The sequence below is a fragment of the Pantoea sp. X-Soil-TKNS-1207 genome (assembly GCF_059730485.1).
Map to the genome: position 1 here is coordinate 3452390 of NZ_AP035958.1, position 13419 is coordinate 3465808.

Sequence of the window (13419 nt, forward strand, 5' to 3'; positions counted from 1 at the left end):
CCTTATTGTGCCGCGGCATCAGTCATGGAGAGGCTGACGGCATTGGCTGACGGCGTGTCATTGGTGTCCGCAGCGGTGGTCGTCACTTTGACGCCGCTACGCACGCTTTGCAGGTTATTCACCACCACTTTTTCGCCTTCTTTCAGGCCCGCAGTGACCAGCCACTCCCCTTTGATCATCTCGCCGGTGCTGATGCTGCGCTGCTCAATGGTGCTGTCACTTTTCACCACGTAGACATAAGGCTGGCCTTTGGTGTCATGCATGATGGATTCCTGTGGAACCAGAATGCCCTGCTGCTGGATGCCCTGCGGGAAGCTGGCATGAACATACATACCCGGCAGCAGTTCGCTGTGCGAGTTCGGGAATACGGCACGCAGCACCACAGTGCCGGTGGCGGTATCGACGTTCACTTCAGAGAACGCCAGCTTGCCCTCCCCGTTATATTTGCTGCCATCTTCCAGCGTCAAACCAACGGCGGCGGTGTTATCCCCGACTTTCTCGATTTTGCCCTCAGCCAGAGCGCGACGCAGACGCAGCAGGTCGGTGGACGACTGACTCACATCAACAAAGATCGGATCGAGCTGAGTAATGGTGGCGAGGAAGTCGGTTTGCCCACTGGTCACCAGGGCACCGGCAGTGTAGATCGAACGGCTGATATGACCGGAGATCGGCGCTTTCACCAGCGTATAGTCGAGGTTCACTTTGGCGGTTTCGACATCGGCTTTGGCTTCGCGCTCGGCCGCTACCGCGTCATCATAGGTTTGCTGACTGATGGCATGGGCGGCAGCGAGCGGCTGGTAACGCTTCGCCAGCATGGCGTCGTTTTGCCAGGTCGCCATTGCTTTATCGTAAGCGGCTTTATAGGACGCCGGGTCGATTTGATACAACGGCTGCCCCTCTTTTACTTCACCCCCTTCGGTGAAAAGTATTTTCTGGATGACACCGCTCACCTGCGGGCGAACCTGAGCGGTTCTTACCGCGGTGGTACGGCCAGGCAATTGCGTTACCAGCGTAACGGGTTCGGTTTTCAGGGTAACAACGCCGACTTGCGGCGTCGCAGACGCGGCGGGTGTAGCTCCGCCCTGATCACAGGCTGCCAGTAAAAAAACGACGCTGGCAGAAAGAAGTTTCAGGCGCATAGTTTTTCTCAACAAGATGGATAAAGTAATGAGAATGATTACTCTCAAGGAAAGTCATTGTAGGCAGGTGGCAAGGTCACAGCTGTTAAGGTTGCGTAAAACATATTTTCGAAACGAAAATGGTAAACCTTTCGTGCGATAAATCGCTGTGTTTTTTAGCTTTTAACGGGTTTTCAGGCATTCATATTTCTTATAACGCGATAAATCGCGCCGCTACGGAATCTGCAATCTTTAGCGCCACTGCTAAACCTTGCTCCCAAATGTAGCGGCGCGAGTTATCGCGCGTTTCTGACCGGCTTATCCTTTCGGCTCAATTCCCCGGCGGCGCAACTCGCGCCGCGCCAGATCCTTTAGCCAGCAGGATAATGTCACGTTGTCGTCATCGGTCAGTGTGCGTAGCTGGTCATGCAATTCCGGATGAATGCGTAGCTGAAATGCCGCCGAGCGGCCCTCGCCTTTCGGCGTTCTGTCTTTGAGTTTTGGCATAGAGTTATCGACTCAACGGATGGCAAAAAATACGCCCCTTACCTGCGCTACCAACACAGTAAGGGGCTGGCGAACCTCGATGGAATGCGTCATCGCAGTACGTTGTGCAATACGTTACACGACGAGATATTTTTTTGTTGCCGGGGGAACGTTAAGAGATAGATAAGAGGTGTGAACGAGTTAGCAAAGCTTTAACAAGGGATTTGACTTTGTATCGCAGAAAAAAAACCCACGCATCCGCGTGGGTTGGTGCAACTGAACAGGGTGAATACCTGACCGAATTCGGTCCCGGTATCGCTGCTTGCGCAGCTGATCTTCACACCAATCAATACCTCTGGGACTTTCATCCTCGCATCAATGGTGTGCTGACGACAGCCGGAAAACGCAACGGAATTCGGGGAAATGCAACGAGGTGTGAAAAGTCCGACACCTCGTTTACATCCTGATTTTATTGAGATTTATCTGAAGCTGGTTTGCTGTAGATGGCATCCGGCGCGATATTCATTTGCTTCAGCACCGGCCCCATAATGTTGCCGAAAATGGGGGCCGCCACCGAACCACCAAAGTGGTCACCTGCCGTGGGATGGTTGATCATCACCACCAGCGCCACCTCCGGATGGCTGGCCGGGGCAATGCCTGCGGTGTAGTTGACGTAACCGCCATCGTACTTACCGCTGCTGCCCATCTTCTCTGCGGTACCGGTTTTGGTCGCCAGACGATAGCCCGGCACCGCCGCTTTCAACCCGGTGCCGCCGGGTAACACGTCGCTCTCCAGCATATGCACCACGGTTTTCACCGTCTCAGGATCGGCCACCTGTTTACCCAGCACCGGCGGCGTCACCTTGGTGATCGACAGCGGACGATAGATGCCGTAGGAACCCAGGGTGGCGTATTCACGCGCGATTTGCAGCGGCGTCACGCGCAGGCCGTAGCCAAAGGCGAAGGTGGCGCGTTCGATATCCGCCCAGCGGTCACGGTGCAGCGGGAAGTAACCGACGCTTTCGCCGGTCAGCCCCAGACCGGTAGGTTTACCAAGGCCAAACGCCTGATAAGTATTGACCAGCGCTTCGGCAGGCATCGCCAGCGCGATATGGGACACGCCGATGTCGCTCGATTTCTGCAAAATGCCGGTCATGGTCAGACGCGGCCAGTGGCCCACGTCGCGAATCAGGTGGCCGTTAACCGTGTACGGCGAGGTATCGATAACCGAATCAGGACGTACCAGATGGCGCTCCAGCCCCTCCAGCACCACCAGCGGTTTTACCGTGGAACCGGGTTCGTAGCTGTCGTTAATCGCCACGTTACGCATCTGCGCCGGAGTCGCGCCATCGTAGTTGTTCGGGTTGAACGAGGGATACGAAGCCATCGCCAGAATTTCGCCGGTGTCGATTTTCACCAGCACCGCCGCGCCGGAGTCGGCTTTGTTCAGCAGCACGCCGTCGCGCAATTTACTATACAGCGTGTATTGATCGAATTTGTCGATGCTGAGCTGCACCGTGGGGGGCTGTTGCGGCGGTTCGTAATCAATCATCGCGATAATGTTGCCATCGCCATCCTGACGGTAAACCTCTTTGCCCTCTTCCCCCTGCAACAGACGATCGAAGCCTTTTTCCAGGCCGTTCAGGCCGATGTTATCCGCCCCGACAATGCCGATCAGCGGCGCGGCGGCTTCACTCATCGGATAAAAACGGCTGTCGTCATACACCGAGCTGATGCCCTTAAGGCGCAACGCGGCGATATCTTTGGCAATGCTCAGCTCAATCTTGCGGCCCAGATAGAGGAAGCGTTTCTTTGGATTGGCAACAATCTGCTGCGCCAGCTGGTCCGGGCGCATATTCAGCGCATTGGCGAGATAGGCCCATTTGGCGCTGGTAAAATCGGGATTGGCTTCCAGCACGCGCATCGGGTCGGCGATGATATCGCGTGACGGCACGCTAAGCGCCAGCGCTTCGCCATCGCGGTCCAGCAGGGTGCCGCGGTTGGTCGGCAGCGTGACGGTACGCAGCGAACGCTGATCCGCTTCATGTTCCAGCATCGGGTGGTTAATCAGTTGCAGATCGCCAACGCGTGCCAGCAGCAGTCCCAAACAACCGAGCACGCCTAAACAGATCAGGCGAAAACGGAACGGATTAAATGAGGCTTTGATCTGGTCTTTTCCCAGAAGTTTTTTTATTCGGGGCATAGCATTACCGCTGCAATCAATTAAATAAAACGAGGCATATCGCAGCAGTTATAAAGAAAGGCGAGGCGGGATAACAGGAAAACTGTGTTTCAGTTCGTTAGCGTGAGCCGCAGGCAAAAAAAACCTGCGCATCTGCGCAGGTTGGTGTAATCAAGAAAACTTTTTGATGTTCACCCATCAATACCTCTGGGACCCTGACTGTAGCAAGGCGCCGAGACGGGATTCCATCTCTCAAACGCAACAGTTACCAGCAAAATGTAACCAGCGATGAGATTCTTACCGGATTGTGCAAACCTCATGTTTTTTGATTTCCACCAGGCAACTCATGGCGTTTGGCCCCTGGGTTAACGACGAGGTGCCGATGTCCAGCGTCAGTACATTCGGGTTCCCGGCGCGGTCGTACGGCTGCCAGGCGCGGCCAAAGCCAGGGTCAAACCACGCACCGGTGGAGATGATCACCACGCCCGGCGTCAGCCCCTCGGTGATACGCACCCCGGCCAGCATCCGGCCACGCGCATTGCTGACGTCTATCTCGTCGCCATCGGCAATCGCGCGCGCGGCAGCATCCTGTGGATGCATATAGAGGGTTTCACGCCCGGCCGTTTTATTGGCCTGAACCCTGGGAGTGGCATCCAGCTGGCTGTGCAGGCGATCCGACGGCTGAATGGAGATCATATGCAGCGGGAACTGCTTGCTGAGCGGCGCGCCCAGCCACTCCTGCGGCTCGCGCCACTCGGGATGACCGGCGAAATCGTCCAGCTGGTAATCGGCGATGGTCTGGCAAAACAGCTCGATCTTGCCGCTGGCGGTCTGGATCGGATGGGCGAGCGGGTTGGCACGGAAATCATCCATAAACACGTAAGGCGCGCCCCCTTCCGGGATCTCGACAAAACCACGCTGCCAGAACTCGCCGAACTCCGGGAAATAGATCCCTTTGCGCGCATGTGCCACGGCGCACTGCTGGTAAAGATGCTCAATCCACTGCATCTCGTTGCGCCCTTCGGTGAAGACGTCACGGTAGCCAAGGCGGTCGGCGAGATCGGCAAAGATATCGAAATCATTGCGCGCCTGATGCTGCGGTTTGATCGCCTGATGCATCGCCAGCACGAAGCGGTCACGCGAGGAACCGCCGATATCGTTGCGTTCCAGCGTGGTGGTGGCGGGCAATACGATATCCGCCATCTGCGCCGCCGGTGTCCAGACGATATCCTGCACCACTACGGTATCCGGCCGCTGCCAGCCTTCCACCAGCCGGTTCAGTTGCTGATGGTGATGGAACGGGTTGCCGCCCGCCCAGTGCACCAGATGGATATCCGGATAGTGCAGCGTTTCCCCCTGGAAGCGGTACGGCTGGCCGGGATTAAGCAGCATATCGCTGATACGCGCCACCGGAATCGACAGACCCGACGGATTGGGGCCGGTACCCATCAGCGGCGCTGGCCCTTCCTGACGCGGGTTGCCAACGCTGTTCATTGAACCGTGGCCAAAGGAGAACCCGCCGCCCGGCAGGCCAGGCTGGCCCAACATCGACGACAGCGCAATCATCATCCAGTACGGCTGCTCGCCGCGATGGGCGCGCTGCACCGAGTAAGAACAGGTGATAAAGCTGCGTTTGCCGCTCAGCTGCTGCGCCAGCAGCGCAATGCGCGCGGCGGGAATGCCGGTGATATGGCTGGCCCACGCCGGCGTTTTGGCTATACCGTCGCTTTCCCCCAGCAGATAAGCACGCAGCTGCGGCCAGCCGGTGCAGTGGCTGGCGAGAAACGCCTCATCCACCGCCTGACGACGGGTAATTTCATAGCCAAGCGCCAGCATCAGCGCCACGTCGGTGTTGGGACGGATCGGGATCCACTCGGCATTGACGAACGCCGGGCAGTCATCGCGCATCGGGCTGATGTTGATGACTGGCGTGCCTTTGGCGGCTAATTGCTCCAGCGCCGGTTTCAGGCTGTGCTGCCCGGCACCGCCGGAGGCCACCTGGGAATTTTTCAGCGCCAGGCCGCCAAAGGCGATAAAGATCTCGGCGTGTTCAACCACATCCGGCCAGTCGGTGACGCGGCCGGTCAGCGGCATATAGGTGCCGATCACATAAGGTAAAAAGAATTGCGCCGCGCCCCAGCTGTAGTTGCCCTGCTGATCCACCCCGCCGCCGCCGGTGAAGTAGAAACGGCGGATCAGGGTACGCGCATGGTTAACGCGCCCGGCCGAGGACCAGCCATACGAGCCGTTAAAGATCCCCGACGCACCGTAACGATCGCGAACACGACGATTCTCTTCCGCCACCAGATCCAGCGCGGTATCCCAGTCCACCGCGACAAAATCTTCGCGGCCACGCAGCGTACGATCGCTGTTCTCACGCGATTTCAGCCATGAGCGGCGCACCATCGGCTGGCGAATACGCTTATCCGAATACACCAGTTCGGGAATGGTATTCAGCATCGGCGAGGGATCGGTATCGGCGAAGAAGGGTTCGCAGCCAATCAGACGGTCATTTTCCGTCACGGCGGTAAAAGCGCCCCAGTGCGCCAGGTGCGGCACGCGTGTTTTCATGATTTGGTCCGGCAGGCAGGTGAAGTTTTATCTGGCAGCATACCATGAGGGGGATTGCGGGCTAAAGCCTGGCTGCGACCGCCTGATTTTCCGCACTTTTGCGACGGCGCTGGCATTCTGCCGGGTTGCGACGGGGGGTGATTTCCGTAACACTGGGGGGATGTGTAAACGTTTTCCCGGAAGCAGGCTAACGCATGGCTACCATTAAGGATGTTGCCAGAATGGCTGGGGTATCGGTCGCGACCGTATCCCGTGTAATTAATAATTCACCTAAAGCCAGCGAGAGCTCACGTCTCGCCGTCACCCAGGCAATGGAGCAGTTGCAGTATCACCCCAACGCCAACGCACGCGCGCTGGCACAGCAATCCACCGAAACCCTCGGCCTGGTGGTTGGCGATGTCTCCGACCCGTTTTTTGGCGCGATGGTCAAAGCGGTGGATGAAGTGGCAGGCCAGACCGGCAACTTTTTGCTGATTGGTAACGGTTACCACAATGAGCAAAAAGAGCGGCAGGCCATCGAGCAATTGATGCGCCATCGCTGCGCGGCGCTGGTGGTACACGCCAAGAAAATACCGGACGACGATCTGGAAGTGCTGATGAAGCAGGTACCCGGCATGGTGCTGCTTAACCGGCTGCTGAAAGGGTTCGAATCACGCTGTATCGCGCTGGATGACCGCTACGGCGCCTGGCTGGCGACGCGCCATCTGATCCAGCAGGGCCACACGCAAATCGCTTTTATCTGTTCCACCCACACCATTTCCGACGCCGAAGATCGCCTGCAAGGCTATTACGATGCGCTGAAGGAGCACGGCCTGCCCAGCAATGACCGGCTGGTCGCCTGGGGCGAACCGGATGAAGTGGGCGGTGAACAGGCGATGACCGAGCTGCTCGGGCGCGGCAGGCAGTTTACCGCCGTAGCCTGTTATAACGATTCGATGGCGGCAGGCGCGCTGGCGGTGCTGAGCGACAACGGCATTCGCGTGCCGGAAGAGATGTCGCTGATCGGTTTCGATGATGTGCTGGTCTCGCGCTACGTCCGTCCGCGTCTGACCACGGTGCGCTACCCGATTGTCACCATGGCGCAACAGGCCGCTCAGCTGGCGTTATCCCTTGCCAATGGCACGCCGATGCCGGAAGTCACCAATATGTTTAGCCCCACGCTGGTGCGTCGTCATTCGGTCAGCGGACCAGGTTAAAACTTATCGCGATCATCGTGGGCGATGCTAATCGCCCTGGGTGTTCATCAACGAAATGAAATGCCCCTGTTAAAAATAATGTTAAACCTCATTAACTGATCTGCCGATAACTAGCGGGTACTTTTCTGGCCCCGCCAGCAAGGATTGACAGAACACTAAGGAGGAACAATGAGCATTTCCAGACGTCTGCTTTTGGCCCTGGGTTTTATCACCGCAGTTATCGTCGCTCAGGGGACACTGGCTATCGCCTTTATCACCGGCTTCCAGGATCGCTTCGAGAACGTGCAAAGCCGTGCCATTCCATCGATAAAACTTCTCAGCGATCTCACTGACCGCAGCCAGCAGCTTTACCTCTCCCTATACCAATATCAAAACAATGCGTTACCCGCTGTCGCAGCGCGCATTTCGCAGCAGATCGCGGACATTCAGGATCGACAAAACGCATACCAGCAGGACCATATTGCCAGCGATCGGGACGGCAACATGGCGCAGCAGGCTCATCAGCAGATTCAGGTGATTAGCGATGGGCTGCCCGCGTTTCTCGCTGCGGCCAAAGCCCATACGCCCTCCACGCTGGAGAGCGCCGAGGGTATTGGCGGGGCCATTCAGACGCTGATTGCGGATTATCGCCAGCAGATGGCGCTGAACATGGCGATTGGCGATCAGCTACGGGATACCAACCGCACCATCTTTTATTTTGTTCGCTGGGCGACCGTGGCGGGCATTACCGTGGCGGTGCTGCTGATTGGGGTGTTTGCTTTGCTCACCATCAGGCAAATCCGCCGCAGCCTGAATAATATCGCCACCATCATGGCGCAGGCGACGGAGAATCTGGATCTCACCGTGGCGGCGGATGAGAGCCGTCGCGATGAAGTCAGCCGCATGGCCGGTTCCTTTAACAAACTGATGCGTCATATTTCTCAGGCGCTGACGGCGGTGCACACCGCAGCAGGATCGGTAAGCAGCGCCTCGACGCAGATTGCGGCGGGTAATGAGGATCTCTCCTCGCGCACCGAGCAGCAGGCCGCCTCGCTGGAGCAGACCGCCGCGAGCATGACCGAGCTGAGCGAAACCGTGCGCCAGACCGCCGATCACACCCGTGATGCCACCCGCCTGGCGAACAATGCCAGCGCGCTTTCGCAGCAGAGCACCGCATCGCTGAACACCATGATGGGCACCATGAACGATATCCATCTGAGCGCCCTGAAGGTTAAAGATATTACCGGGCTGATTGAGGGAATTGCCTTCCAGACCAATATCCTGGCGTTAAACGCGGCGGTGGAAGCGGCGCGCGCCGGGGAGCACGGTAAAGGGTTTGCGGTGGTGGCTGGCGAAGTGCGCAACCTTTCCCATCGTTCAACGACGGCCGCGCGTGAAATTAAAACCCTGATCGACGCCTCGGCCAGCCTGATTGAATCCGGCGCCCAGCAGGCGGCGAAGGTGGGTGAAAGTATGCAGTCGGTGAATGACGCGATTGTGCAGGTCAGCAGCCTGGTGAGTGAAATCTCCACTGCGGCGGCGGAGCAAAGCCAGGGGATCAGTCAGGTGCATCGCGCCATCGATCAGATGGATGATGTGACGCAGCAGAACGCGTCGCTGGTGGAGCAGGCTTCTGCGGCATCGCAATCCTTGCAGGAACAGGCACAACAGATGTCGCAGATGGTCGGCGCATTTCGTTTGCACCGCAGCGCGTAACTGTTTTTTCCGGTTTGGTGCGTTTGTTGAGACGGTGCGTATTAATACGCACCCTACGACACAGGGTTCGATACCGACACAGGGTCGGCATTGATGCCGACCAGGTCAATCACCGCAGAAACCGCGAATAAACCTTCACCCTGGTGGTGGGATACTCCAGCGCTTCGCAGGCGTACTGCCAGCCGAAGCGCTCGTAATAGCCACCAAAGGTCGACCACAGCCACAGCCGGTCATAGCCCCGCTGTCGCGCATAGTCGATCACATGCTGTTGCAGCGCCTCGCTGATGCCGCGTCCACGGGCGTTTTCATCGACATACAGCGCCGCCAGCCACGGATACAAATCCTGGCGGCTGATCAAATCACAACGCCAGAAACCGGCCGTACCCAGCGCCCTACCCTGTTCAACGGCGACAAAAGTGATGGGGAAATCCGCGCCATTCAGGCTACTGGCGATAATGCTGGCGGTAAAGTCGCGCGGGTTATCGCCATCAAATGCCCGCCACAGCCAGTCGGTCAGCTGTGCGGCAAACTGCGGCACCTCGTGCAGCGGCAGGATCTCCATGACCTCAATTTCCCCGAAAAATCAGCGACGATTCAGACCGATAATGCAGGTGCGCATCAATGCGCACCCTACAGGTTACAACTCCAGCGCCAGCAGCTCCTGGATGGTCTGAGCGCGACGGATTTCACGGGCTTTGCCATTCTCAAACAGCACTTCCGGGATCAGCGGACGGCTGTTGTAGTTCGACGACATCGACGCGCCATAGGCACCGGTATCGTGGAACACCAGATAATCGCCGATCTGCGCCGCAGGCAGCGCGCGGGTTTCCACTTTGCCACCTTCAAGCTGGGTGAAGACGTCACCGGATTCGCATAGCGGACCGGCCACCACGCTCTCCACCGTCTGGCTTTCATCCACGGCGCGGCCATCGGCGGGCAGCAGCGAAATATGGTGGTAGCTGCCGTACATGGCCGGACGCATCAGGTCGCTGAAACCGGCATCCACCAGCACAAAGTGACGGCTGCCCATCGCTTTCACCGCACGCACCTGCGAAACCAGCACGCCGGACTCCGCCACCAGGAAACGACCCGGTTCGATCTCCAGTTTCACCGCATGGCCCAGATGCGCGGCGATACGTTCACGCGCGCCGTTCCACAGGCCATAGTAGTGATCGGTATCGATGGCTTCTTCGCCAAAACGATACGGGATCGATAATCCGCCACCGGCTGAAATCGCTGCAAGGTCCTGACCAAAAGCCACCACCTGATCGACCATCGCGTCGCACACCTGTTGCAGGTGGCCATAATCAACGCCGGAACCGATATGCATATGCAGGCCAACCAGACGCAGGCCATGCTGCTGAATCGCCGCCAGCGCCAGCGGCAGATCGCTGTGCCAGATACCGTGCTTGCTGTTCTCGCCGCCGGTGTTGGTTTTCTGGCTATGACCGTGGCCAAAGCCAGGGTTGATGCGCAGCCATACCGCATGACCGGCGGACACCGCGCCAAGCTGATGCAGCATATCCACCGAACCGGCGTTGACCGGCACCTTCAGTTCCGCGATACGCGCCAGCGTCGGTTGATCGAGAACGTCGGCGGTAAACACGATATCTTCGCCGCCCGGCTGATAACCGGCGGCCAGCGCACGCTCGATCTCACCCAGCGACACCGAATCAACCTTCACCCCCGCCGCACGCATCAGGCGCAGAATATGAATATTGGAGCAGGCTTTCTGAGCGAAACGCACCACGTCGAACTGACTCAGCTGCGCGATACGCTGCTGGATGACGCTGGCATCATACGCCCAGAACGGGCCGGAATAGCGCTGCGCCAGCGGCAGCAGATTGGCCGCAGTAAGCGCCGTGGTGGTGTTATTCAGTGGACGAGGCATGACAATTCTCCTGTGACGTTACCGCTATTTAGCCACAGCCCTTCCATGCAGAAAAATATCTGTTTTAGCAGCAGCTATGCAAATATGATATGGATTGATCGGAGGGTACGATGGCAAAAATTAACTGGCGACATATCGAAATTTTCCACGCGGTGATGACCAGCGGCAACCTGACGCAGGCGGCGACGCTGCTGCATACTTCGCAGCCCACCGTCAGCCGTGAACTGGCGCGGCTGGAGCAGCAGCTCGGTCTGCAATTGTTCGAACGGGTGCGCGGTCGTCTGCAACCCACGGTGCAGGGGCTGCGCTTATTTGAAGAGGTGCAACGCTCGTGGTACGGGCTGGATCGCATCATGGATGCCGCCGAAGGGCTGCGCCAGTTCCGCCAGGGGGAGCTGTCCATCGCCTGTCTGCCGGTGTTTTCCCAGTCGCTGCTGCCGCCGCTGTGCCAGCCATTTTTGCAGCGCTATCCGCAGGTCAGCATCAACATCATTCCGCAGGAGTCGCCGCTGCTGGAGGAGTGGCTGTCGGCGCAGCGCTACGATCTCGGCCTGACGGAAACCCAGCACGCACCGGCGGGCACGGAGCGCATGGCACTGCTGACCTGTGATGAAGTGTGCGTGCTGCCGCCGCAGCATCCGCTGTGCCAGCGCGCGGTGCTGACGCCACAGGATTTCCACGGCGAAAATTATGTCAGCCTGTCGCGCAGCGATAGCTATCGCCAGCTGCTGGATTCGCTGTTTCATGAGCAGGGCGTGGAGCGGCGGCTGGTGCTGGAGACGCACAGCGCGGCGTCAGTGTGCGCCATGGTGCGCGCGGGGGTGGGGGTATCGATCGTGAACCCGCTGACGGCGCTGGATTACGCCGACAGCGGTGTGGTGATGCGCCGATTCAGTATTGCGGTGCCGTTTACCGTCAGTCTGGTGCGGCCGCAACATCGACCGGCCTCTGCGCTGGTGGATCACTTCTGCGACCATCTGCAACAACAGGTCGCCGCGTTCCCCCAGCGCATTGCCGAGCGGCTGGCTTAAGCGCGTACCGCTTCGCCCTGCCCGCCCGATTTACGGAAGGTGATCAGGCAGACAATCAGACCGATGACCGCCAGCGCGGCCGCCGCAACCGGCACCGACGTCAGGCCATAGCCTTTGTCGATCACCGCGCCGCCAACCCAGGCCCCGAGCGCATTGCCGACGTTAAACGCGGAAATATTCAGGGTGGACACCAGATTCGGCGCGTCTTTACCGTGGCGTACCACGTTAATTTGCAGCCCCGGCACGGTGGCAAAGGTCGCCATCGCCCACAGGAATAGCGTCACTTCCGCCAGCCACAGCGCATGGCTGGTCCAGCTGAATAACAACGAGAGCACCGCAATCAGCGAGAAGCTGAGGATCAGGCTGAAGGAGACTTTCCAGTCCGCCAGCTTGCCGCCCAGAATATTCCCCACCGTCAGGCCCGCGCCAATCAGGAACAGCGTCCAGCTGACGCCGCGATCGCTGATGCCGGTGATCTGCAACAGCAGCGGTGCGATGTAGCTGAACAGGGCGAACATGGCGGCAGCGAAGAACACCGTCATCAGCAGCGACAGCCACAGCTTGCCGTTGGCCAGCGCGCTCACTTCGCTCGCCAGATGTACCGGCTTCTCTTCTTTGTTGGTCGGCAGGCTGATAATCAGGGCGATAAAGGCCAGGATGCCGATAATCGCCACGCCCCAGAAGGTGGCGCGCCAGCCAAACATCTGACCGAACCAGGTGCCCAGCGGCACGCCCAGCACGTTAGCCAGCGTCAGACCGGTGAACATCAGGGCGACCGCCGATGCCTGACGGCTCGGCGCCACCAGGCTGGCAGCCACCACCGAACCGATACCGAAGAAGGCACCGTGGCACAGCGCGGTGACGATACGCGCCAGCATCAGCAGATCGTAGCTGTAGGCGAGCGCACACAAGACGTTGCCGATGATAAAGATGCTCATCAGCAGAACCAGGGTGCGCTTACGCGGCAGTCTGGCGGTCAGCAGCGCCATAATCGGCGCACCGATGGCGACGCCCAGCGCATAACCGCTGATCAGCCATCCCGCAGAAGGAATCGACACCTGTAAATCACCCGCCACTTCCGGCAGCAATCCCATGATGACAAATTCCGTGGTGCCGATGGCGAACGCACTCAGCGCCAGCGCCAGCAATGCAACAGGCATAACACACTCTCCCAATAACGATAATTTTGCAGGGGACCACTCCACGAACGCAGAACGGTTACAGCGGACGCTTATTAATTTTTGATCTG

The 13419-nt window shown here is 58.6% G+C and carries 10 protein-coding genes; 3 read left to right on the plus strand and 7 right to left on the minus strand.

The annotated features are described in order from the left end of the window. Positions 1 to 2: 2 nt before the first annotated feature. The 4 genes from AC6I8V_RS16090 to AC6I8V_RS16105 all read right to left on the minus strand — a co-directional run bounded on the left by AC6I8V_RS16090 (position 3) and on the right by AC6I8V_RS16105 (position 6357). A complete protein-coding gene (locus tag AC6I8V_RS16090; RefSeq protein WP_497843227.1) occupies positions 3 to 1139 on the minus strand; it encodes an efflux RND transporter periplasmic adaptor subunit in 1137 nt (378 codons plus the stop codon). A gap of 297 nt (positions 1140 to 1436) precedes the next feature. After that, positions 1437 to 1625 carry a toxin-antitoxin system HicB family antitoxin gene (locus AC6I8V_RS16095; RefSeq protein ID WP_497843228.1) on the minus strand — a complete coding sequence of 63 codons (189 nt, stop codon included), beginning with the start codon at positions 1623 to 1625 and terminating at the stop codon, positions 1437 to 1439. Between the two features lie 448 nt (positions 1626 to 2073). Continuing rightward, positions 2074 to 3807 carry a penicillin-binding transpeptidase domain-containing protein gene (locus AC6I8V_RS16100; RefSeq protein WP_497843229.1) on the minus strand — a complete coding sequence of 578 codons (1734 nt, stop codon included), beginning with the start codon at positions 3805 to 3807 and terminating at the stop codon, positions 2074 to 2076. A gap of 276 nt (positions 3808 to 4083) precedes the next feature. After that, the gene (locus AC6I8V_RS16105; protein WP_497843230.1) at positions 4084 to 6357 is read right to left on the minus strand and encodes a molybdopterin guanine dinucleotide-containing S/N-oxide reductase; all 2274 of its coding nucleotides are present in this window, start codon (positions 6355 to 6357) and stop codon (positions 4084 to 4086) included. Positions 6358 to 6551: 194 nt separating this feature from the next. Here AC6I8V_RS16105 and galR point away from each other — a divergent pair, with 194 nt between their 5' ends. Both galR and AC6I8V_RS16115 read left to right on the plus strand, forming a co-directional pair. Then, positions 6552 to 7553, plus strand: a complete 1002-nt coding sequence (gene galR, locus AC6I8V_RS16110; protein WP_497843231.1) for an HTH-type transcriptional regulator GalR — start codon at positions 6552 to 6554, stop codon at positions 7551 to 7553. Positions 7554 to 7721: 168 nt separating this feature from the next. After that, positions 7722 to 9248 carry a methyl-accepting chemotaxis protein gene (locus tag AC6I8V_RS16115; protein WP_497843232.1) on the plus strand — a complete coding sequence of 509 codons (1527 nt, stop codon included), beginning with the start codon at positions 7722 to 7724 and terminating at the stop codon, positions 9246 to 9248. Positions 9249 to 9357: 109 nt separating this feature from the next. Here the strand turns inward: AC6I8V_RS16115 and AC6I8V_RS16120 are convergent, their stop codons facing one another. Beyond that, positions 9358 to 9810, minus strand: coding sequence for a GNAT family N-acetyltransferase (locus tag AC6I8V_RS16120; RefSeq protein WP_497843233.1), 453 nt, complete (start codon positions 9808 to 9810; stop codon positions 9358 to 9360). Between the two features lie 75 nt (positions 9811 to 9885). Further along, the gene (gene lysA, locus AC6I8V_RS16125) at positions 9886 to 11139 is read right to left on the minus strand and encodes a diaminopimelate decarboxylase (protein WP_497843234.1); all 1254 of its coding nucleotides are present in this window, start codon (positions 11137 to 11139) and stop codon (positions 9886 to 9888) included. Positions 11140 to 11249: 110 nt separating this feature from the next. On the opposite strand from lysA, the gene AC6I8V_RS16130 reads away from it, so the two are divergent. Next, the gene (locus AC6I8V_RS16130) at positions 11250 to 12170 is read left to right on the plus strand and encodes a LysR family transcriptional regulator (protein ID WP_497843235.1); all 921 of its coding nucleotides are present in this window, start codon (positions 11250 to 11252) and stop codon (positions 12168 to 12170) included. Here AC6I8V_RS16130 and AC6I8V_RS16135 read toward each other — a convergent pair. Beyond that, positions 12167 to 13330, minus strand: a complete 1164-nt coding sequence (locus tag AC6I8V_RS16135; RefSeq protein WP_497843236.1) for an MFS transporter — start codon at positions 13328 to 13330, stop codon at positions 12167 to 12169. The two genes, AC6I8V_RS16130 and AC6I8V_RS16135, sit on opposite strands and share 4 nt — an antisense overlap. Positions 13331 to 13419 lie beyond the last annotated feature (89 nt).

What these genes read in the sequence shown, in the direction of transcription:
- AC6I8V_RS16090 (WP_497843227.1), bottom strand. Translation starts at nt 1,139, where the DNA reads ATGCGCCTGAAACTTCTTTCTGCCAGCGTCGTTTTTTTACTGGCAGCC.
- AC6I8V_RS16095 (WP_497843228.1), bottom strand. Translation starts at nt 1,625, where the DNA reads ATGCCAAAACTCAAAGACAGAACGCCGAAAGGCGAGGGCCGCTCGGCG.
- AC6I8V_RS16100 (WP_497843229.1), bottom strand. Translation starts at nt 3,807, where the DNA reads ATGCCCCGAATAAAAAAACTTCTGGGAAAAGACCAGATCAAAGCCTCA.
- AC6I8V_RS16105 (WP_497843230.1), bottom strand. Translation starts at nt 6,357, where the DNA reads ATGAAAACACGCGTGCCGCACCTGGCGCACTGGGGCGCTTTTACCGCC.
- galR (WP_497843231.1), top strand. Translation starts at nt 6,552, where the DNA reads ATGGCTACCATTAAGGATGTTGCCAGAATGGCTGGGGTATCGGTCGCG.
- AC6I8V_RS16115 (WP_497843232.1), top strand. Translation starts at nt 7,722, where the DNA reads ATGAGCATTTCCAGACGTCTGCTTTTGGCCCTGGGTTTTATCACCGCA.
- AC6I8V_RS16120 (WP_497843233.1), bottom strand. Translation starts at nt 9,810, where the DNA reads ATGGAGATCCTGCCGCTGCACGAGGTGCCGCAGTTTGCCGCACAGCTG.
- lysA (WP_497843234.1), bottom strand. Translation starts at nt 11,139, where the DNA reads ATGCCTCGTCCACTGAATAACACCACCACGGCGCTTACTGCGGCCAAT.
- AC6I8V_RS16130 (WP_497843235.1), top strand. Translation starts at nt 11,250, where the DNA reads ATGGCAAAAATTAACTGGCGACATATCGAAATTTTCCACGCGGTGATG.
- AC6I8V_RS16135 (WP_497843236.1), bottom strand. Translation starts at nt 13,330, where the DNA reads ATGCCTGTTGCATTGCTGGCGCTGGCGCTGAGTGCGTTCGCCATCGGC.